20 protein-coding genes are annotated in these 18,466 nt (G+C 61.6%); 1 reads left to right on the top strand and 19 read right to left on the bottom strand.

The features are described 5' to 3' along the window. Positions 1-333: 333 nt before the first annotated feature. From RYC17_RS25535 to RYC17_RS25445, 19 genes are read right to left on the bottom strand one after another with little or no spacing between them, the layout of a single operon-like run. Positions 334-1,560 (bottom strand): beta-ketoacyl-ACP synthase, encoded by a 1,227-nt coding sequence (locus RYC17_RS25535; protein WP_316904709.1) that lies wholly within the window; start codon positions 1,558-1,560, stop codon positions 334-336. Then, positions 1,560-2,288: a 3-oxoacyl-ACP reductase FabG gene (fabG, locus tag RYC17_RS25530; protein ID WP_058399814.1), complete on the bottom strand. Its 729-nt coding sequence runs from the start codon at positions 2,286-2,288 to the stop codon at positions 1,560-1,562. Before fabG ends, RYC17_RS25535 begins: the two co-directional genes overlap by 1 nt. Then, a complete protein-coding gene (locus tag RYC17_RS25525) occupies positions 2,285-2,740 on the bottom strand; it encodes a hotdog family protein (protein WP_058399815.1) in 456 nt (151 codons plus the stop codon). The genes fabG and RYC17_RS25525 overlap by 4 nt, the downstream gene beginning before the upstream one ends. Beyond that, positions 2,737-3,933 (bottom strand): beta-ketoacyl-[acyl-carrier-protein] synthase family protein, encoded by a 1,197-nt coding sequence (locus RYC17_RS25520; protein ID WP_230017360.1) that lies wholly within the window; start codon positions 3,931-3,933, stop codon positions 2,737-2,739. Before RYC17_RS25520 ends, RYC17_RS25525 begins: the two co-directional genes overlap by 4 nt. Further along, complete coding sequence (locus RYC17_RS25515; protein WP_057403621.1) at positions 3,930-4,412, bottom strand: hypothetical protein; 483 nt, start codon at positions 4,410-4,412, stop codon at positions 3,930-3,932. The genes RYC17_RS25520 and RYC17_RS25515 overlap by 4 nt, the downstream gene beginning before the upstream one ends. Continuing rightward, positions 4,409-5,143, bottom strand: coding sequence for a class I SAM-dependent methyltransferase (locus RYC17_RS25510; protein ID WP_122259092.1), 735 nt, complete (start codon positions 5,141-5,143; stop codon positions 4,409-4,411). The genes RYC17_RS25515 and RYC17_RS25510 overlap by 4 nt, the downstream gene beginning before the upstream one ends. Then, positions 5,140-6,387, bottom strand: a complete 1,248-nt coding sequence (locus RYC17_RS25505; protein WP_122259093.1) for an NAD(P)/FAD-dependent oxidoreductase — start codon at positions 6,385-6,387, stop codon at positions 5,140-5,142. The genes RYC17_RS25510 and RYC17_RS25505 overlap by 4 nt, the downstream gene beginning before the upstream one ends. Before the next feature lie 54 nt (positions 6,388-6,441). After that, the gene (locus tag RYC17_RS25500; RefSeq protein ID WP_193601001.1) at positions 6,442-8,805 is read right to left on the bottom strand and encodes an MMPL family transporter; all 2,364 of its coding nucleotides are present in this window, start codon (positions 8,803-8,805) and stop codon (positions 6,442-6,444) included. Next, entirely contained in the window at positions 8,789-9,403 is a 615-nt protein-coding gene (locus RYC17_RS25495; RefSeq protein WP_122259095.1) for an outer membrane lipoprotein carrier protein LolA, read from the bottom strand. The genes RYC17_RS25500 and RYC17_RS25495 overlap by 17 nt, the downstream gene beginning before the upstream one ends. Next, positions 9,400-9,825, bottom strand: a complete 426-nt coding sequence (locus tag RYC17_RS25490) for an acyl-CoA thioesterase (protein WP_057412034.1) — start codon at positions 9,823-9,825, stop codon at positions 9,400-9,402. Before RYC17_RS25490 ends, RYC17_RS25495 begins: the two co-directional genes overlap by 4 nt. Further along, complete coding sequence (gene hutH, locus RYC17_RS25485; protein WP_122259096.1) at positions 9,815-11,362, bottom strand: histidine ammonia-lyase; 1,548 nt, start codon at positions 11,360-11,362, stop codon at positions 9,815-9,817. The genes RYC17_RS25490 and hutH overlap by 11 nt, the downstream gene beginning before the upstream one ends. After that, a complete protein-coding gene (locus RYC17_RS25480) occupies positions 11,343-12,290 on the bottom strand; it encodes a glycosyl transferase (protein WP_122259097.1) in 948 nt (315 codons plus the stop codon). Before RYC17_RS25480 ends, hutH begins: the two co-directional genes overlap by 20 nt. Next, positions 12,287-13,021 carry a glycosyltransferase family 2 protein gene (locus RYC17_RS25475; protein ID WP_058399822.1) on the bottom strand — a complete coding sequence of 245 codons (735 nt, stop codon included), beginning with the start codon at positions 13,019-13,021 and terminating at the stop codon, positions 12,287-12,289. The genes RYC17_RS25480 and RYC17_RS25475 overlap by 4 nt, the downstream gene beginning before the upstream one ends. Continuing rightward, positions 13,014-14,696 carry an AMP-binding protein gene (locus RYC17_RS25470; RefSeq protein ID WP_316904708.1) on the bottom strand — a complete coding sequence of 561 codons (1,683 nt, stop codon included), beginning with the start codon at positions 14,694-14,696 and terminating at the stop codon, positions 13,014-13,016. The genes RYC17_RS25475 and RYC17_RS25470 overlap by 8 nt, the downstream gene beginning before the upstream one ends. A gap of 10 nt (positions 14,697-14,706) precedes the next feature. Further along, positions 14,707-15,252, bottom strand: a complete 546-nt coding sequence (locus RYC17_RS25465; protein ID WP_058399823.1) for a hypothetical protein — start codon at positions 15,250-15,252, stop codon at positions 14,707-14,709. Next, positions 15,249-15,503, bottom strand: a complete 255-nt coding sequence (locus RYC17_RS25460; RefSeq protein ID WP_316904707.1) for an acyl carrier protein — start codon at positions 15,501-15,503, stop codon at positions 15,249-15,251. Before RYC17_RS25460 ends, RYC17_RS25465 begins: the two co-directional genes overlap by 4 nt. A 9-nt stretch (positions 15,504-15,512) precedes the next feature. Continuing rightward, positions 15,513-15,773: a phosphopantetheine-binding protein gene (locus RYC17_RS25455; protein WP_002551687.1), complete on the bottom strand. Its 261-nt coding sequence runs from the start codon at positions 15,771-15,773 to the stop codon at positions 15,513-15,515. Further along, positions 15,748-16,560 carry a lysophospholipid acyltransferase family protein gene (locus RYC17_RS25450; RefSeq protein WP_058399824.1) on the bottom strand — a complete coding sequence of 271 codons (813 nt, stop codon included), beginning with the start codon at positions 16,558-16,560 and terminating at the stop codon, positions 15,748-15,750. The genes RYC17_RS25455 and RYC17_RS25450 overlap by 26 nt, the downstream gene beginning before the upstream one ends. After that, entirely contained in the window at positions 16,536-17,255 is a 720-nt protein-coding gene (locus RYC17_RS25445) for a beta-ketoacyl synthase chain length factor (protein WP_002551689.1), read from the bottom strand. The genes RYC17_RS25450 and RYC17_RS25445 overlap by 25 nt, the downstream gene beginning before the upstream one ends. A 308-nt stretch (positions 17,256-17,563) precedes the next feature. On the opposite strand from RYC17_RS25445, the gene RYC17_RS25440 reads away from it, so the two are divergent. Continuing rightward, entirely contained in the window at positions 17,564-18,343 is a 780-nt protein-coding gene (locus RYC17_RS25440) for a ParA family protein (RefSeq protein WP_316904706.1), read from the top strand. Positions 18,344-18,466: the final 123 nt, after the last annotated feature.

Raw genomic sequence — 18,466 nt, 5'->3', positions numbered from 1 at the left:
CGGACGCAGAGCGTCCAGAACTGCATGCGACGCGGAGCGCCGCACGATAGTTAAGATTCTCGTTCCGCACGCTCCGCGTGGGAATGCCGTTCGTGACGCTCTGCGTCACAAATCTGCGCCGTGCCACATATTCAAGACCGGACGCAGAGCGTCCAGAACGGCATGCGACGCACGATAGTTAAGGTTATCGTTCCGCACGCTCCGCGTGGGAATGCCTGTCGTGACGCTCTGCGTCACAAATCTGCGCCGTGCCGCAGACTCAAGACCGGACGCAGAGCGTCCAGAACGTCATGCGACGCGGAGCGACGTACGAGAGTTGAGACGTGCGTGGTCTCACCCCCAACGCTTGAATATCAATGACGTATTCACCCCGCCAAAGGCAAAGTTGTTGTTCATCACATATTCATTACTGATCCGCCGGGGCTCGCCGACGATGTAGTCCAGTTCGCCGCACTGTGAGTCGATGTCGACCAGGTTCAGCGTGTGGATATAGCGGTCGCTGTTGAGCATTTCGATGCTGAACCATGACTCCAGTGCGCCGCAGGCTCCCAGTGTGTGGCCGAGGAAGCTTTTCTGCGAGCTCAGTGGCATGCGTGAGCCGAACAAGCTGCTCGTGGCAAGGGTTTCGGCGATGTCGCCCTGTTCGGTGGCGGTGCCGTGACCGTTGACGTAACCGATGGCGTCGGGCGACAGGTTGGCATCTTCCAGGGCCAGCTCCATGGCGCGACGCATGGTGGCCTGCTCGGGACGAGTGCTGTGCGCGCCGTCGGCATTGCTGCCGAAGCCGACGATTTCGGCGTAGATGTGTGCGCCACGTGCCTGGGCGTGCTCAAGCTCTTCGAGCACCAGCATGCCGCCGCCTTCACCGATCACCAGACCGTCGCGCCCGCTGTCGTAGGGGCGCGGTGTGGTGTGTGGCGCGTCATTCTTGAGGCTGGTGGCGTACAGCGCGTCGAACACCATCGCCTCGGTCGGGCACAGCTCTTCGGCCCCGCCCGCCAGCATCAGCGGCAGACGGCCAAACTTGATCGCCTCGTAGGCATAGCCGATGCCCTGGCTGCCACTGGTACAGGCGCTGGAAGTCGGAATCAGGCGTCCGGTCAGGCCGAAGAAAATGCTGATGTTGGCGGCGGTGGTGTGCGGCATCATCCGCACGTAGGAGTTGGCGTTCAGGCCTACTGCCACCGAGTTGATCAGCATGTTGCCGAAGGCCTTGATCTCGTCGGTGCTGCCGGTTGACGAGCCGCAGGCGGTGCCCATGCGCCCATCGCGAATGAGCGGATCATTCAGCAGCCCGGCGTCGATCAACGCCTGTTCCGCAGCAGCCACTGCCAGTCGCGATACGCGACCCATGCTGCGCAGTTGCTTGCGTGTCCAGTGTGCGGGCACCGCGAAATCGTCGATGGGGCCAGCCAGTCGGGTATTCAGTTCGGCGAAACGGTTCCACTCGTCCATTCTGCGGATGCCGCTGCGATTGGCGGTGAAGCTCGCATCGATTGTCGGCCAGTCGCTGCCCACCGAGGTAATGCCGGACATCCCGGTGACGACCACACGCTTCATCAACACAGCCCTCCGTTGACGGCCAGCACCTGACGAGTGATGTAGCTCGCTTCGGCCGACATCAGAAAATTCACGGCACCCGCCACTTCCTCGGGCGTGCCCATGCGTTGCGCCGGGATCATCTTCATCAGTTCGTCGACTGGCACGTTCTCGTCCAGCATTGCGGTGTCGATCAGCCCCGGCGCGACGCAGTTGACAGTGATTTTGCGTTTGCCCAGTTCGATGGCCAGTGCCTTGGCCGCACCGATCAGGCCGGCCTTGGAGGCGCTGTAATTGACCTGGCCACGATTGCCGATAAGGCCGGAAACCGAGGTGATGCAGACAATACGGCCCGCCGCGCGACGGCGAATCATCGGCATGGTCAGCGGGTGCAGCACGTTATAGAAACCGTCCAGGTTGGTACGCAGCACCTGATCCCAGTCATCATCGCTGAGTGCCGGAAAAGCGCCGTCGCGGGTCAGCCCGGCGTTGAGTACCACGCCGTAATAAGCGCCGTGGGTCTCCACATCAGCTTCCAGAATCGCCTTGCAGGCGGCCCGGTCCGAGACATCGAATTGCAGCACGCGCGCCTGACGGCCCAGCGCAACGATTTCGGCCTGTACGGCTTCGGCCTCGCTGCGGCCGGTGCGGCAATGCAGGATCAGGTCGTATCCGGCCTGGGCCAGACGCAGGGCGATGGCGCGGCCGATGCCACGGCTGGAGCCGGTGACCAGTATCGATTCAGTCATGCCGGGGCTCCTTCAGCCAGATAGTCAGCAGTGTTGGGCGGGCAATATACATTGAGTCGGGCAAAAGCCTTGATATCCGGTCCGGTCAGGGTGCATTCGAACACGCCCATGCCGCTGTCGTCCTGCAAGGAGCGCACGGCATGGATATGCAGCTCGCTGCCCAGCGGGAAGCGCGCTACGTTGCATTCGAACTTGCGGCTGCCGAGCAGAAACCCCAGCTTGACCGCTTCACCCTTGGTGCGCGCCTGGCAACCGGCATAGGCCGCGACGCTCTGGGCCATCAGCTCTACGCCAAGCCAGGCGGGCAGGCTGCCGTCCGGCTGGTTGAACAGACCATCGGCGCGCACGGTCAGGCGGGTTTGAATCTGCTCTTGGTCAAAACTCAGCACCTGATCGATGAGAATCATGTCGCCAGCATGGGGTATGAGTTCGGCGAGCGGCCACTCGGTCATGGGGCATCTCCGATAATCAGGCTGATGTTGTTGCCACCGAAGGCAAACGAGTTGCTCATCGTGTAACGAGCATTTGCAGGTGCCAGGCGTGAACCTGGCAGCGTCCATTGCAGTGCAGGCAATAGCGGGTCAGCTTCGCCGTCCCACAGGTGCGGGGGCAGTGCCTGTTCGGTGTTATCCGGTGCCAGGCTCAACCAGCAAAACGCGACCTCCAGCGCACCCGCCGCGCCCAGCGTGTGGCCGCTGAGCGGCTTTGTCGACGAGCAGGGTACACCGTTCGGGAATACCGCCTGCACGGCCAGGCTTTCCATGGCATCGTTATGCGGCGTAGCGGTGCCATGCAGGTTCAGATAGCCGATCTGTGCGGCATCGAGTCGGGCATTGCCCAACGCTTGCAGCATGGCATCCCGCGCACCCCGCCCGGTAGGTTCGGGGGCCGAGATGTGGTGGGCGTCGCAACTGGCACCCGCGCCCAGCAGGGCAATCGAGTGGCTGTTGGCAGCTTCGCGGGTCATCAGAAACAGCGCTGCCGCCTCGCCGATGTTTATCCCGTTGCGGTGCGTGGAAAACGGATTGCACAGTTGTGGCGACATGGCTTCAAGCGCCGAGAACCCATTGAGGGTCAACCTGCACAGGCTGTCGACTCCGCCGCACAGCACCGCATCGCACAGGCCCATGTCCAGCGCCCGGCGTGCGCTGAGCAGCGCCCGCGCGCTGGACGTGCAGGCTGTGGAAATCACATAGGCCGGGCCGCTCAATTGCAGCCAGCTGGCCAGGAAGTTCGCCGGTGCGCCCAGCTCCTGTTGGCGATAATCGTAATCTTCGGGGAAGGTCTTATCACGCAGCCAGCTTGCCATGCTCTCGCTTGCTTCATCGATACCCGAGGTGCTGGTGCCGACGATCACGCCAATCCGCCCGGCTCCGTAGCGCGCGATAGCCTGACGAATGTCATCTTCGATCTGCAAGGCCGCGGCCAGCAGCAACTGGTTGTTGCGGCTGCGCTGCGATTGCATGGTGGGCGGAATGGGCGGCAATGCGGATTTGACCGCGCCGACCGGCAACGCGCGTTCCGGCACCCAGCCGCTTTCGAACACCATGCCCGAGCTGTCGCCTGCGAACAGTCTGCGCGACACCTCTTCACGGCTGTCGCCCAGCGAGCAGATCAGGCCCAGCGCATTGAGATAGGCAGTCATGGCATGCTCTCGTCGTTCAGCGGTGTAACCCTGTAGCTCAACCCGTCCTTGAGACGGATGGTGTAGGCGTTGGCTGACTGATATTCGACCAGCCAGCGATCATCCAGACGCCGCTGCATGCCCTGGCGGTACGCCGTGGGATAGCGGCCATGCATTTCCAGATCCGAGGTCATGGCGAACATTATTGCCGCAAACAGCTCGCGTGCTTCGGGGTTGGGGGGAAGCAGACCGTCGGCTTGCCATTGTCCGTTGATCAGCAACTGGCGAGCCTGGGGAATACCCAGCGGGTCCATCATCGACCAGCGCAATCCGCCGTTTTCGCGCTGGATGATCAGTAACCAGTCCTGATGCTGATCGGCCTGGCGACGCTCAATGTGCAGCTGCATCGGCAATTGCATGGTCGGTGCGGTGGTCGGCAGCGGTGCCTGTGCAGCGCAGCCGCCCAGCAGCAGAAAGGCCAGAAATAATACCCGGATCATGATGCGCCACCTTGTAGCGGTTTGCGGGCCACGACATTGACCAGCGTTTCCTCACGTTGCCCGAACGGCCTGGGCTTTTGCAGTTTCAAGACTTCGAGCAGGCCGAAGTCCCTGGCGCGGCTCCACCACAGGTAAGGGTACGAAACATTCGGTGCATCGAACTCGAAACCCTGGTCGCGGATCATCTGCAGATACTGCGCCGCGCTTTTCTGAACGTGCATGGGGTGACGGAACAGCCAGCGAATCACCCAGGTGTCGATGTACGCCTCGGTCGACTCGGCGAACAGCAGGTAGCCGCCTGGCTTGAGTACACGATAAAACTCGGCCAGCGCCTGCTCTTGCTCGACCAGATGATGAAAGGTCTGGTGACAGAACAGCAGATCGACGCTGGCGTCCGGCACTTGCAGCGCCGCGCAGTCACTGCCGATCAGCTCGACCTCTATGCCTTTGGCGCGCGCCTCCTGACGGCTCATCTCCAGGCTGTGCAGATCGGCATCGACACCAATCAGCCTTGAAGGCTGAAAAACCCTGCTCAGGTGCTGAAACGACTTGCCCTGCCCGCAACCGGCGTCGAGCAAAACCGGTGCTGGCGGAAGCGCGCTATCGAACAGGCTGCGCAAGTCGTCTATCGCCACGCGCAGCACGCGGTACTGCCAGATGTTACTGCGCAGAAACCACAGGCCGAAGCGGGTTTCCTCGACATAGCTGTCACTCAGGAACGGTCGATTCATGAGTCACCGTCCGCGCAGATTTCCGAGAGTGTGCGCAAGCGACGTTTAGGCTCGCTGACAAACGGGTTGCGCTCATCCCAGGCATAACCAGCCAGAATCGAGCTGATCATGCGGCGGATGTCCGGAGCGCTGCCGGGGTAGAAAATCACGCTCTGGAACGTACCGTCGTACCAGCCCTCGACATAGGCGCGAAAGGTGTCGACGCCACGTTTCAACGGAACGGCGAACTCGCTTTCCCAGTCCACGCTCTCACCCTGCAATTGTCGATTCAGCACGCCAGCGGCCATGCTCGCCGAACGCATGGCGATGGTCACGCCAGATGAAAACACCGGGTCGAGGAATTCTGCCGCATTGCCCAGCAGCGCAAAGCCCTTTCCATGCAGGGTTGTGACGTTCGCCGAGTAGCCGCCGATGGTCCTCGCTGGCGTATCCCAGACCGCGTTTTTCAGCACGCTGGCCAGTTGTGGTGTTTCATCGATAAAGGCGCGCAGGCAGGCATCCAGATCCTCGGGCTTGTCCTTGAAGCGCTCGGCCGAGGCGACCACGCCTATCGAACAGCGGCCTTCGCTGAACGGGATCGACCAGAACCACACATCGCTATGCTGCGGATGGATGCTGACCAGGATCTTCTGACGGTCGAAGGGCGGGCTTTCGATGCGGTCTTCGATATGGGTGAACACCGCCTGACGCACCGGAAAGCCCGATGGCGCTTCCAGATCCAGCAAGCGCGGCAGCACACGGCCATAGCCGCTGGCGTCGAGGACGAAGGTTGCCTGTACGCTGTATTCGCTGCCGTCCTCGCGTTTTACCCGCAATACCGGCTGCAGGCTGTCGAAGTCGGCGCTGATGATTTCTTCCTGATAGCGGATTTCCACACCCTGCAGATCGGCCTGATCAGCGAGCAGCTTATCGAACTCGCTGCGTTGCACCTGAAAGGTGGTCGGCTTGCCGTTGCTGAAGGTATCGCCAAAATCGAAATCGCTGTACTGCTCGCCGCGCGCAAAGGCAGCACCGTTCTTGAGCTGGAAACCGGCGGCCTGCACGGCGTCGAGCATCCCGGCTTCTTCGACGAAGTCCAGGCAGTGGCACAGCAGGCTTTCGCCGATGGAGAAGCGCGGGAACAGCTGACGCTCGATAATCAGCACGTCATGGCCCTGGCGTTTGAGCAGGGCAGCCGCTATTGAACCGGCCGGGCCGGCACCGATGATGACGACCTGACGAATTTCCCTATCAGTGATGGGCACAGGTATTCCTTTTCGGTTGGGCGGTGGCTGGGAGTGACGACAACGCTGCAAGACTCATGCGTGTGGCCCTTCAGCATTGGCTGGCGAATGAAGCGCTTTACGCGGGCTGGCCCACGGTGCCAAAAGAAAGCTGAAGGCCAGCCCCAGGCTGACCGACAGGCCGAAATTGCTGATCGCCGGGGTGCCGGAAACAGCCAGCAGGCCGAACGACAGCCAGGTGGTGACCGCTGCCAGCAGCGTGCCCAGCAGGCTGACCGCCGCGCCGCCTATCTGCTCGCGCATCAGAATGGCGTAATCGACGCTGATCGCCGTGACCAGCAGCAGGCCGAACAGGCTGAACAGAGTCAGCGGCTGACCGAGCCAGCCCAGGCTGGCGAGGCTGCACAGGGCCGCCAGCAGGGGCAGGGCGACAATGCGCAACGCACCGCCGAAGCCAAACGGAGCGATCAGCAGCAAAACAATCAGTACGCACGATGCCAGCTTCAATTCCGCTGCGCTGATCTGCGTGTGGGCGAACACCTCGTTGAGCTCACCCAGACGGTCGACCAGTTGCACGCCCTCCAGGCCGATGGCCTGCACGCGCAGCAACGCCATGCTGTTCATGCCACGCAGGCTGACGATGCTGGCTACCTGAGCGTCGCCTTCGGCATCTTCGCTGGCGCCTAGCCAGAGCGTACGCCACGGTTCGCTGAGCGGGCCTTGAAGCGCCTGATCAATGTCTTGCGTTGGCAGTGCCTGCAATTGCGCGAGTTCGGTTTTCAGTGCGTTGGCCGGAACGCCAAGCTGTACCAGTGGTGCCCAGTGTTGCGGCAATTTGCCCAGTGCATCACGGGTCAGTTGCTGCTCGGCAGGCGAATCCAGCAACTGGTTGAGCGCCATGTAACCCTGCAGCTTGTCCATGCTGACCAGTTGATCGAGCCGCTGAGTCAGTGCCGACTGCCGATCCAGCAACTGCTGTTGATCCTTGCCGCGCACCAGAAAGAACTGGCTGGTGGGCTGATAACCGGTAATCCGCGCGATAGCCTGGGCTTCGTCGGTCAATGCCCGAGGTGCCGAGACCCATTGGCGAATATCGTTCTTGGTAGTCAGGTGCCAGAGCCCGCCACCGCAGAAGGCCAACAGCAGCACCAGCAGAATCGGCGTGCTGATGCGCTGCAACAACGCAGCGCGGCAATCGAGCATCAGTTGCGCCAGTTTCAGCGGCCATTGCGCGGGGCTGATTTCGACTTTTGCAAGCAGTGCAGGCAGCAGACACACCGCGGTCAGGTAAGCGCCGATCAGGCCAGCGGCGGAGAACACGGCAATTTGTGTCAGTGCCGGGAACGGCGTCCAGGCCAGGGCGAGATAGCCGATACAACTGGTGATCAGGCTCAGCGTCAGGCCCGGCAGGGTCAGGCGCAAGGCGGGCCAGCTGCGCCAGGGTTTCAGGCTCCAGCTCTTGGACAGGTAATGCAGCGGGTAATCCACCGCCACACCAATCAGGCTGGAGCCCAGCACCAGCGTCATGACGTGCATGCTGCCAAACAGCGCCACGCAAGCCACTGCGCCGAAGAGCATGCCGACCACCACCGGTACGAACGCCAGCAGCACGCTCCAGCGTCGGAATGCGAGCAACAGCAGCAACAGGATGCCGAGCGTTGCGCCGCCGCCCACCCAGGTGATTTCCCGGCTGGCCTGCTTCTGCCCGTCGGCGGCGTACAGCAGGCCGCTGGCGGCGAGCAATTGACCACCGGCCTGCTGTGCCTGCACCCGCGCTTGCGCCAGCAGGTCCGCGACCTGACCGGGCAGGTGCAGATCGAAAGCATCGGTTCGGGTTCGCGAACGCAGCAGTACCCAGCTTTTGCCCTCGGCGCTGGCAATCAGCGCGCCACTGGCCAGATCCGCCTCGACCGAGCCCTGTTTCGGCAAGCCGTTCTGGATACGTCCGGTCAGCCCCAGCCAGTCATCCTGACCCGGCACCAGGCTGAACCCGGCAAACGGATCGAAGAGTGTTTGTACGCGCTGCTCGATGAAAGTCTTCGGCTCATCGATCAACAGAGCGCGATCGGCTGCCGGCAACATCGCGATTCGCCCTTGCAGCAACTGGGTGCGCAACGCGGGCAGATCAGCTTGCAGCGACCACTGAACCTTCTCGAACAGGCCGCTCGCTTGCCATTGCTCCGCCAGCGTGCGAGCCAGTTCCACAGCCTGCTGGCGGTCGGTGTGTCCCACCAGCACGAGCATTTCGCGATTGAGCGGCTCCTGCATGCGCTTTTCGGCGCTCACCACCAGTTCGTCGTTGTCAGTGCCCGGCACCAGTTCCATGAGGTTGGCCGACAGCGGTGAGCGGTCGTGCCACTGCCAGCCGGCCAGCGCCAGCACGCTTGCCAGAATCAGCAGGAACAGTCGCGGCAATAGCCGCTCATTCTTTGAAGTCATTACGCTGCGCATCGGTCAGGGTGGGGGCACTGCTGCTGTCGATCATTTTCAGGACGGTACTGTCGCCCTGGGTTTCCAGCAACTCGATACGCTGGACCAGTTCGCCGCCATCGATGTTGATCTGTTTGAACACTTGTTGCAGCAGCACCGAGCGCGGCGTGAGAGTGAGTTGCCAGGCGTTTGCGTCGCCCTTGAGCTGCAAGTCGAAATCCCGTTGCAGGCCGCTGCTGTCGCCCTGCAATACAGCAAGGAACAAGCGGTTCTGCTCGGCCCCGGCATTCTTGTTCGGTACGGGCTTCCAGGTGCTGACGTCGCCCACGCTTTCGCGGCGGGAAATGCCGCTGGCATTGATGCGGTAATCCTGTTTCAGCGGTGTTTCCAGCAGCCAGAGCAGCCCGAAATCCCTGGCGAGCACGAAGCGGCCCTTGCTGAGCAGCGGTTGCGGCAGGGCGCGCAGGTGTTTTTCCTGAATGAAGCGCCCTTGCACCACCGCAGGTTTAGCCAGCTGGTCACTCAGTTGTTGCAGATCGAAAGCCTGCGCCAGTGAAGACAGGCACAGCAACCCCAGTAGCAGCAAGGCGCGAAACGGACGGTTCATGGCAAGGCTCTCTTCACGGCATCGATAAAAACCTGGGGCGAAGCCAGTTGCATTTCCCGGCTCTGGCTGTCGACCGCAACCTGCACGCTGCTGGCGCGGGTCAGACGTTCGCCGGTGTGTGCGTCGGTGATCAGGTAGTTGATCTTCAGACGGTTCTCCCACTCCACCAGACTGGCGCGTACGTTCAGTGTCTGGCCGAACACCGCGCTGCGCACATAGCGCAATTGCAGGTCGATCACCGGCCAACCATAACCGGATTCGAGCATCTGCATGTAGTTATGACCGATGTGGTCGAGCAATGCGCAGCGGGCGACTTCCAGGTATTTGACGTAATGCCCGTGCCAGACGATGTTCATCATGTCGACGTCGAAAAACGGCACCACGATTTCGGTGTCGACGTGCAGAAAACCCTTACTGCGCATGCAACCTCCAGCGGCGGTTGGCAATATGTTTCAGGCACAGGCGCAGTTCATTCTCCAGCGCCCGGTCTTCGATGACGGGGGCAAAGTCCTCGCCCAGTTGTTGATGCATGGCCGCCAGTGCCGGTGGCAGCGGACGCGCATCGGCGGCCTTGCTGCGCAGCCATATACCCTGGTTGGCGGCGATCAGCGTGGCGGCGGCAACCTGCTCGGTCAGCTCCAGCACTCGAATGGCGTCACGCGCAGCGATGGTGCCCATGCTCACCTTGTCCTGATTGTGGCATTCGGTGGAGCGCGAGAACACGCTGGCCGGCATAGTGTTTTTCAATGCTTCGGCGGTCCATGCGCTGGTGCCTATCTGCACCGCCTTGAAACCGTGATTGAGCATGGCCCGCTCGGCGCTGGCCCCCGACAGATTGCTCGGCAAGCCGTGGTTGTAACGTTCGTCGACCAGCAGCGCCAGTTGCCGGTCGAGCAGGTCTGCGACATTGGCCACCAGCGTTTTCAGGCTGTCCATGGCAAACGCAATGTGCCCGCCGTAGAAATGCCCGCCGTGCAACACGCGCTCTGCTTCGGCATCGATGATCGGGTTGTCGTTGGCGCTGTTCAGCTCGATCTCGATGAACGAGCGCAGCCAGTTCAGGCTGTCGGCCAGCACGCCCAGCACATGCGGTGCGCAGCGCAGCGAATAGCGGTCCTGCAAACGATGCAGCGGTGCGGTTGGCGCGTCGATGGCCAGGTCCTGACGCAACCACGCGGCTACCTGCATCTGACCCGGATGCGGCTTGGCGGCGAACAGGCGCTCGTCGAAGTGCTCCGGGTTGCCTTGCAGCGCCACCACGTTCATGGCGGTGATACGGGTCGCCAGTTGCAGCAGGTAATCGGCGCGGGCGAACGCCAGGCACGCGATGCCGGTCATGACCGCGGTGCCGTTCATCAGCGCCAGCGCTTCCTTGGGGCGCAGCACCAGCGGCGTCCAGCCCAGTTCGCGGTGCACATCGCTGGCCGGACGGCGCTCGCCACGGAACATCACGTCGCGCTCGCCGGACAGGGTCGCGGCCACGTACGACAGCGGGGTCAGATCACCGCTGGCACCCACCGAGCCCTCTTCCGGGATCAGCGGCAGCACGTCGTGATCGATAAACGCCTGCAAACGCTCAAGCAGTTCGACACGCACCCCGGAAACGCCTTGGCACAGTGACTGCAAACGCGCCGCCAGCACTGCACGGGTGGCCTGGGCGTCCAGCAGCTTGCCTAGCCCGCAGCCGTGAAATGTGTACAAATGCTGCGGCAGCGCCTCGACATGCTCCAGCGTCACGGCCACCACGCAGGAGTCGCCGTAGCCGGTGGTGACGCCGTAGATCACGCCTTCCTTGTTGAGTAACGAATCGAGAAACTGCGCGCCCTTGGCGATGCGTGCGCGAAATTCAGCGCCGCCTTGCAACACACTCGGTGCCTGCCGATTGGCCAGGGCCAGCACGTCTTCGATACACAGCGCGCGCTCGCCGAAAATGATCGGGTCAGGAGCTTGAATCATCATCGGACTTCCAGAATGGGTAGAAATTGAACCATTGCTGCGGGGCTTCCAGGCAGTAGTGCCCAAGACGCTCGGCATAACGTTCGGCCCAGTGGGCGATGACCTGGGCGCGGTCGCTGCGCCGCCATTCGATGGCGTCGGCGAACGGTTCAAGAATCACCCGATAGCCCTTCGGGCCTTTAAGGCAGAAAAACAGATTGACCTGGCATTTGAGCAGACCGGCCAGCAGCCACGGGCCTTGCGGGAACGTCGCTGGCCGGCCCAGAAAGTCGACCCGCACATTGCGCCCGCCGTGCAGGGCAACGCGGTCACCGGCGATGGCCAGCCACTCGCCTTCGTCCAGACGCTGGCTGAGTTGCAGCATGATCGCCGGGTCCAGCTCGCTGACCTGAATCAGCCGCAGGTTGGTCGCCCCGGCTTCACCGAGCAGGCGATTGAAGCGTTCGGCGTGCTTGGTGTGTACCAGCACGTTCATGGTGACTTTTTCGCCGAGCTCGGCCAGTGCGCGGCACACCTCAAGGTTGCCCAGATGCGCCCCCACCAGCATCTGCCCGCGCTCGCCGCGCAGGTTGTGGCGTAGCAGGGCAGGGTCGATGATCTCGATCTGCTCGATGCCCAGCTTGCCGTTCCATACGTCAAGCTTGTCGAGCAGTGCCTCGGCGAAGGCCATGAACTGGCCAAACACGCGCCGTTGGCTGGGGCGCAGTTCGGGTCTGGCGCTCCAGTCCGCCAGGCGCTGCTGGTATTCCCAAATGCTGTGTCGGGCACGGCGGCCGAAGGCGAAGAAATACAGGACGATGCCATACAGCACCGGGCTGAGCAGGCGACGACCGAGCACGCGCATGCCCCAGGCGGTAAGCTTCATGAGCAGGAAACTGCCACGCTCTTCGTGACTGGCCCAATGTTCCTTGGGCGATTTTTCAATGGTCATGAGCGCCACCGTCGCCAGAGGATCACCGGCAGACGCATCAGCATGCCGAAGAACAGCTTGGCGTGCATTTTCGAGATCAGGGCGTTGTCGTGAAACAGGCGGAAATGCGACAGGCCGTCCTGCGGATAGTGAACGCGGGTCGGCAGCCAGCGCATCGCCTGGCCGCGCCATGACAGGCGCACGAGAATTTCCGAGTCGAAGTCCATGCGCCTGCCGATCTGCACGCTGTCGATCAGCGCCAGAACCGGGGCCAGCGGGTAGAGCCGAAAGCCGCACATGGAATCGCGAATGTGCAGCGACAGGGTGTTGATCCATACCCAGACGTGGGTGAGATAACGGGCGTACAGGCGGCCTTTGGGCACGCTTTCGTCGTACTGCGGATAGCCACAGATCAACGCTTGCGGGTACTGGCGTGACTGCTCCAGAAACACCGGAATATCGCTCAGGTCATGCTGACCGTCGGCATCGACCTGCAGCGCATGGCTGAAACCCAGGCGTGCCGCTTCGCGAAACCCGGCCATGACCGCGCCGCCCTTGCCTTGATTGACCGGCAGGCACAACAGGTAGATATCCTCACCCTGCGCCAGTTGCTGTAACACTGCGGCGCAAGCCGGGCTGCTGGCATCGTCCACCAGTATGCAGGGCAAGCCTGCATTGCGGACGGCCTTGACCACGTTGGGCACGGCCAGCTCGTGGTCGAACACCGGAATGATCACGCAAGGCTTATGCATGGCCGCCCTCCAGCACAATCCGGCCACTGGAGCAGGGTGCGTTTTCGCTGTTGTGAAAGGCGAAATGCAGCTTTGAGCGTGCGGCATCGAAGCGCAGGGTCAATTTCAGGCGGTCGCCGGGGCGCACCAGTTGCTGAAACTTGAGCACTTCCATGCCGGCAAAGTCGGGTGGCAGATTCAACAGGCGCTGCCCCAGACTGATCGCCCATTCGACCTGAACCACGCCGGGCAAGACCGGTGCCTTGGGAAAGTGGCCGCTGAAAAATGCCAGATCTGGCGGGACGCTCAATTGCAGGTGCAGCTCGCCTTCGACGTTCTGTTGCTCAAGCACTTCTGGCTGTTTCGAGCGTGGCGCCAGCAGCAGCGCCTCGACCTCTGCCTGAGGCAGCTTGCCCTGGGCGTTGAGCGGCATCTGCCGCAGCAGACGCCAGCGACGCGGCAGAGCGATGGTTTCGCAATGCGGTTGCAGGTACTGTCGCAAGGCTTCGGTGAGCGCCCGACGGCCCTGATTGCGCAGGGCCAGCAAGCCCGCGTCGCTCAGCACCAGCAGCGCGCCCAGCGAGGCACGGTTTGCCTGCACCACGCCAAGGCGCGCTTCACTCACCCACGGGTGAGCCGCGAGGGCCTGCTCGATCAGCGGCAAGGACACGCGTTTCTCTTCGAGTTTGACGATGCGGTCGAGCCTGCCGAGCAGTTCGAAGCGCCCGTCTGCACCGATCAGCGCCGCATCGGCGGTCTGCTCGACATGACCGGGCGGCAGATAGGGCGAGCTGATGCGCAGCGCACCCTCGTTGTCCTGACTCAGCTCTACGCCATCGAAGGCTTGCCAGCGTTGGTCGCCCTGCCGCCAGGCGATGCCACCGGTTTCCGAACTGCCGAGAATTTCCGTCGGCCACTGGCCAAGACGTTGTTGCAGGCTTTGCGCCGCTTCGGCTGGCAATGCGCCGCCGGATGAAAACACCCGGCGCACGGCACTGAGGCTGCTCCAGTCGAGGTTGTCGCCCATGCGCTTGAGCAGTGCCGGGCTGGCGACCCAGGCAAAGGACGGGTATTCGCGGCTGGCGCGTTGCAGGTCTTCGGCGAACGGCAACTGGCGGCGCACGAACGGGCGTGCGGCGCACAGCGGCCATAGCAAACGGAACAGCAGCCCATAAATATGTTGCGTCGCGACGCTGCCGATCATGCATGCCGAACCAAGCTGCGCGCCCCACAACTGTTCCAGCCCGCAGACTTCGTTGGCCAGCTGGCGCAGGCGTTTTTCAATCAGTTTGGGCTCGCCGCTGGAACCCGAGGTGCACAGGCTCAACCGGCACTGGTCTAGGTCGAGCGCTGCCGGAGCCAGCTGCGCGGCGTGCAGATCGCTTAAATGCGTGTCGTGCGCCAGGTCGGTCAGCCACAGGTCGACCTGATTGGCCCAGCGCTCGCGGGTCTGGCCTTGCAAGTCAGCGGGCAGCAACACATGCACACCGGCGCGCCAGGCGCCGAACAAGGCGACGGCCAGGTCAGCGGCATCTTCAAGGTGTACTGCGAGGTTTTTGATACCGCGTGCTTGCAGCCCTGCGGCCACGCTCAGTGCCTGATCACGAAATTGCGCGTGGTCCAGGGTCGGGGCCAGCGTCAGCAGCCGGTCGGGCAGGGCGTCGAGCAGCAGGTGTTCTAGGTTCAACCAGTTCATGCGATCCATTTCATTTGCCGCCCGCAGCGGGTGGGCGGACTATCCATTCAACAGCGAACAACAGGCCCATCAATCCGTAGGAAACCAGGCCGGTGTACAGCGTCCACCAGGACAACGGTGCCCAGAGCGTCAGTATGGCTGCCGTGAGGCCATTGGCGAGGAAGAACAGGCACCAGATCTGCGTGACTTTACGGGTGTAGCGGATGCCGGACTCGGGCAGTTCAGGGCGGTTTATGCGCGCCATTCTTTCCACGATCGGCGGGCCGTAGACCAGGCTTGAACCGAACAGGCCGAGCATGAACGCGCTGACCAGTACCGGATACCAGCGCAGCATCAGGTGGCTGTCGAGTACGCCCAGCGCCACGCAAAAAACCAGGGCGACAATCGCCATCGCCAGGCTGCCTGGCTTGCGCTCGCCGGTCAGTGCGCGCGCCAGCCACAGGCTGCCCAGCAGCAGCGCGAACTGCCACGGGGCGAAGTGTTCGGTTCCCCAGTAGACGGCAAACGGATACAGCACACCGGCCAGTACCAGAATCAGGCCAATCAGCCGCTTCATTTGGCCGTATTGACCAGTTTGTAGACGGCCTCTACCACGTCGTTCACGGTTCTGACTGATTTGAACTCTTCAGCGGCAATCTTCTTGCCGGTCTTGCGTTTGATGTGGTCGATCAGGTCCACGGCATCGATGCTGTCGATTTCCAGATCCTGATACAGGTTGGCTTCAAGTGTGACCCTCTCAGGCTCCAGTTCGAACAGTTCCACCATTGCGGCGCGCAGGATTTCGAAGATGTCTTCACGGGTTTGCATGTTCAATTCTCAGGCCGGTTGTCTGGCGCTGACGAAGGCCGCAAGGCTGTCGACGCTGGCGAAATGGTTACGGGTGTCCTTTGCATCGGCATCGATCTTGATGCCATAGCGTTTCTGGATGGCCAGGCCCAGTTCGAGCGCATCCACCGAGTCCAGTCCCAGTCCTTCGCCGAACAGCGTCATATCGTTGCCGATATCTTCCGGGGTGATGTCTTCGAGGCCCAGGGCATCGATGATCAACAATTTAATGTCCTGGTGCAGATCGCTCATCTGAGGCGAGCTCCTTGGTGAAATAGTCATGCAGGTAATCGTTGAGCTTGCGGGACGCCACGGGCGGCGGACCCAGCGAACTGAAGGCGGTGGGGTCTATATCGGCACCGACGCGCAAACTGAAGTGCACGCGGCGTTGTGCAATGCGATACCAGGGCTCGGCCTTGGTCAGAGTGGTCGGCTGGACCTTGATGGTCACCGGAGTGATCATGCTCGCGCCACGCAGTGCAATGGCGGCCGCGCCCCGGTGAAAGACCGGCGGCTGACCCGGCTGGGTGCGGGTGCCTTCGGGGAAAATAATCAGTGTCTGGCCGCTTTGCAGGCGCTCCACGGCGGCATCGAGCATGTCCATGCTGCCGTCGTTGCTGATGTAACCGGTGGAGCGCACCGGGCCGCGGGTGAACGGGTTTTCCCACAGGCTGCGCTTGACCACGCAATTGGCGTCACGCACCAGCCCGATCAGGAACACCACGTCGATCAGTGACGGGTGGTTGGCAATGATCATCTGCCCGGGGCGGCCGAGCTTTTCGGCTCCCTGCACCTCGTAGGTCAACACGCCCATGCGCGCCATGATGCGGATGAACAGCCAGAACAGGCGGCTGATGGTCCGCCTGGCGCGGCGCTGATGACTGGCTACACTGCCGGGCAGGCAACTCAGTATCGGAAAAACGAACAAGCGCAGACACAGGCCGCTGAACCCGAACAGGGCAAAGCTGAAGGCGGTTGCCAGCAAACGCCAGTAATAAGCATCCTGACGTTTTTTCAGTTCTTGCGTTGCCAGTTCCATAACCGGTTATTCCAGGGGTGCAGGCAGACGGATTGATCAGTGTGCAAGGCTTGCAGCAGATTCAATGCGTGGGGCCATCGAGTCTGCGGGTTCCCTTGTGTGTCGCTGTGCAAAGACAATTCCCACTCGTTGCCGGGCGTCAGCAGCAAGCCGACCGCGTAGGGAAAGGGCACGTCATCAATCCATTGTGCATAAGCGTGTGGTGGCTGTTCTTCAGTCACCACAAGCAATACTGCTTCTGCACCCTCGGCCAGCAACGCTGCGGCCTCGAACGCTCCATACTCCAGCCCGTCGCCTGCGGCGGCCAGGGCTGTCATCTCACTTGTTTCACCGCGCATGATCGACCACAGACCAATCACTGCGTTATGCACTGAAAGGCTGAACTGGGTCGGTGAAACCGGCTCGTTCGCGGCCAGATCGCGCAGAATTTCAAACGTTCTCGGGGTTTCTCCGTGGCGCGAGACAAACACCAGCGGTACGCGTCCCAAGCCTTCAGTCAATGGCCAGCCGACGGCAAATGCCATTCTGGCCATGCGGCCCAGGCGGCGGCGTTGCATGGCAGGCAGGAAAGACACGTCTGGCGCGGCGTCACTGGTTTCCAGCAACGTCGGATTGCGGCTCCATTGCAACCAGTCGTCAGCGCTCGCCAGGCCCGGAGCCCAGGCATGCCATCGTGCAATGTTGAAGGTGATCAAGACTTCTCTTCCCGCCCCTGCGGGCTTGTTTCTCGCTACATCGATATCAGGTAGATATCAGCCTGGGTGCGGTAATTTGACCGAGTGCGCGCATTATCCCGATGGGGGTCATTACTAGCAAATTTGTTACATAAAAACCGTTTACAGACGTGTATTTTAAAGTTCAAGTCTGGTTTCAGGATGACAGGCAGGTACGTGCCGTTTTGCGATAAGCTCGCTGTTGTCATATGCACTGCCTAGACTCTACACCTCTTAAGGTCGTTATCGGCCACACCTGCTGTTTCTTCATCTTTCAAGGAACCCAAAGCATGCGTCGCGTGGTATTCAATCAGAAGGGCGGTGTAGGCAAATCGAGCATCGCCTGCAATCTGGCTGCAGTCAGCGCTCACGAAGGCTATCGGACGTTGTTGATCGATCTCGATGCCCAGGCCAACTCGACTCAGTACCTCACCGGACTTACCGGTCAGGATATTCCGATGGGTATTGCCGAGTTCTTCAAGAACACGCTGTCAGCAGCACCGTTCGCCAAGAAAAACCACGTCGATATCTATGAAACACCGTTCGATAACCTGCATGTGGTCACGGCCACTGCCGAGCTTGCCGACTTGCAGCCCAAACTTGAGGCGAAACACAAGATCAACAAGCTGCGCAAACTGCTTGACGAATTGAGTGAGGATTACGAGCGGATTTATCTGGATACGCCGCCAGCACTGAACTTTTATGCGGTTTCGGCACTTATTGCGTCTGATCGTGTGTTGATCCCGTTCGACTGCGACACTTTTTCCCGACAGGCGCTGTACGGGCTGATGCGCGAGATCGAGGAACTGAAAGAGGATCACAACGAAGATCTTCAGGTTGAAGGCATCATCGTCAACCAGTTCCAGCCCCGAGCCAGCCTGCCGCAGCAGATGCTCGACGAGCTGATCGCCGAGGGTCTGCCGGTGTTGCCGGTCTATCTGGGCGCATCGGTGAAAATGCGCGAGTCTCATCAGGCCAACCTGCCGCTGATCCACCTGGACCCACGGCACAAACTGACGCAGCAGTTCATGGAACTGCATCACTTGCTCGAGACCAACGCCCATCCGTGATGGGCATACCTATACGGAGCCTTGGCGCTATAGTTGAAACGCAAGTCATGTGGGAGCGAGCTTGCTCGCGAAGGGGCCGGTACAGACCCCGAAAGCAGGGCGTTTAAACCACCGCATTCGTGA

Source organism: Pseudomonas syringae group sp. J248-6 (assembly GCF_032586995.1).
GTDB classification, from domain to species: Bacteria; Pseudomonadota; Gammaproteobacteria; order Pseudomonadales; family Pseudomonadaceae; genus Aquipseudomonas; species Aquipseudomonas amygdali.
Note: the sequence above shows the minus strand (reverse complement) of the source record. Positions and strands in the feature narration are given on the sequence as shown.

What these genes read in the sequence shown, in the direction of transcription:
- RYC17_RS25515 (WP_057403621.1), bottom strand. Translation starts at nt 4,412, where the DNA reads ATGATCCGGGTATTATTTCTGGCCTTTCTGCTGCTGGGCGGCTGCGCT.
- RYC17_RS25450 (WP_058399824.1), bottom strand. Translation starts at nt 16,560, where the DNA reads ATGGAACTGGCAACGCAAGAACTGAAAAAACGTCAGGATGCTTATTAC.
- RYC17_RS25455 (WP_002551687.1), bottom strand. Translation starts at nt 15,773, where the DNA reads ATGAGCGATCTGCACCAGGACATTAAATTGTTGATCATCGATGCCCTG.
- RYC17_RS25525 (WP_058399815.1), bottom strand. Translation starts at nt 2,740, where the DNA reads ATGACCGAGTGGCCGCTCGCCGAACTCATACCCCATGCTGGCGACATG.
- RYC17_RS25440 (WP_316904706.1), top strand. Translation starts at nt 17,564, where the DNA reads ATGCGTCGCGTGGTATTCAATCAGAAGGGCGGTGTAGGCAAATCGAGC.
- RYC17_RS25475 (WP_058399822.1), bottom strand. Translation starts at nt 13,021, where the DNA reads ATGCATAAGCCTTGCGTGATCATTCCGGTGTTCGACCACGAGCTGGCC.
- RYC17_RS25465 (WP_058399823.1), bottom strand. Translation starts at nt 15,252, where the DNA reads ATGAAGCGGCTGATTGGCCTGATTCTGGTACTGGCCGGTGTGCTGTAT.
- RYC17_RS25510 (WP_122259092.1), bottom strand. Translation starts at nt 5,143, where the DNA reads ATGAATCGACCGTTCCTGAGTGACAGCTATGTCGAGGAAACCCGCTTC.
- RYC17_RS25470 (WP_316904708.1), bottom strand. Translation starts at nt 14,696, where the DNA reads ATGAACTGGTTGAACCTAGAACACCTGCTGCTCGACGCCCTGCCCGAC.
- RYC17_RS25500 (WP_193601001.1), bottom strand. Translation starts at nt 8,805, where the DNA reads ATGACTTCAAAGAATGAGCGGCTATTGCCGCGACTGTTCCTGCTGATT.
- hutH (WP_122259096.1), bottom strand. Translation starts at nt 11,362, where the DNA reads ATGATGATTCAAGCTCCTGACCCGATCATTTTCGGCGAGCGCGCGCTG.
- RYC17_RS25520 (WP_230017360.1), bottom strand. Translation starts at nt 3,933, where the DNA reads ATGACTGCCTATCTCAATGCGCTGGGCCTGATCTGCTCGCTGGGCGAC.
- RYC17_RS25490 (WP_057412034.1), bottom strand. Translation starts at nt 9,825, where the DNA reads ATGCGCAGTAAGGGTTTTCTGCACGTCGACACCGAAATCGTGGTGCCG.
- RYC17_RS25460 (WP_316904707.1), bottom strand. Translation starts at nt 15,503, where the DNA reads ATGCAAACCCGTGAAGACATCTTCGAAATCCTGCGCGCCGCAATGGTG.
- RYC17_RS25495 (WP_122259095.1), bottom strand. Translation starts at nt 9,403, where the DNA reads ATGAACCGTCCGTTTCGCGCCTTGCTGCTACTGGGGTTGCTGTGCCTG.
- fabG (WP_058399814.1), bottom strand. Translation starts at nt 2,288, where the DNA reads ATGACTGAATCGATACTGGTCACCGGCTCCAGCCGTGGCATCGGCCGC.
- RYC17_RS25535 (WP_316904709.1), bottom strand. Translation starts at nt 1,560, where the DNA reads ATGAAGCGTGTGGTCGTCACCGGGATGTCCGGCATTACCTCGGTGGGC.
- RYC17_RS25480 (WP_122259097.1), bottom strand. Translation starts at nt 12,290, where the DNA reads ATGACCATTGAAAAATCGCCCAAGGAACATTGGGCCAGTCACGAAGAG.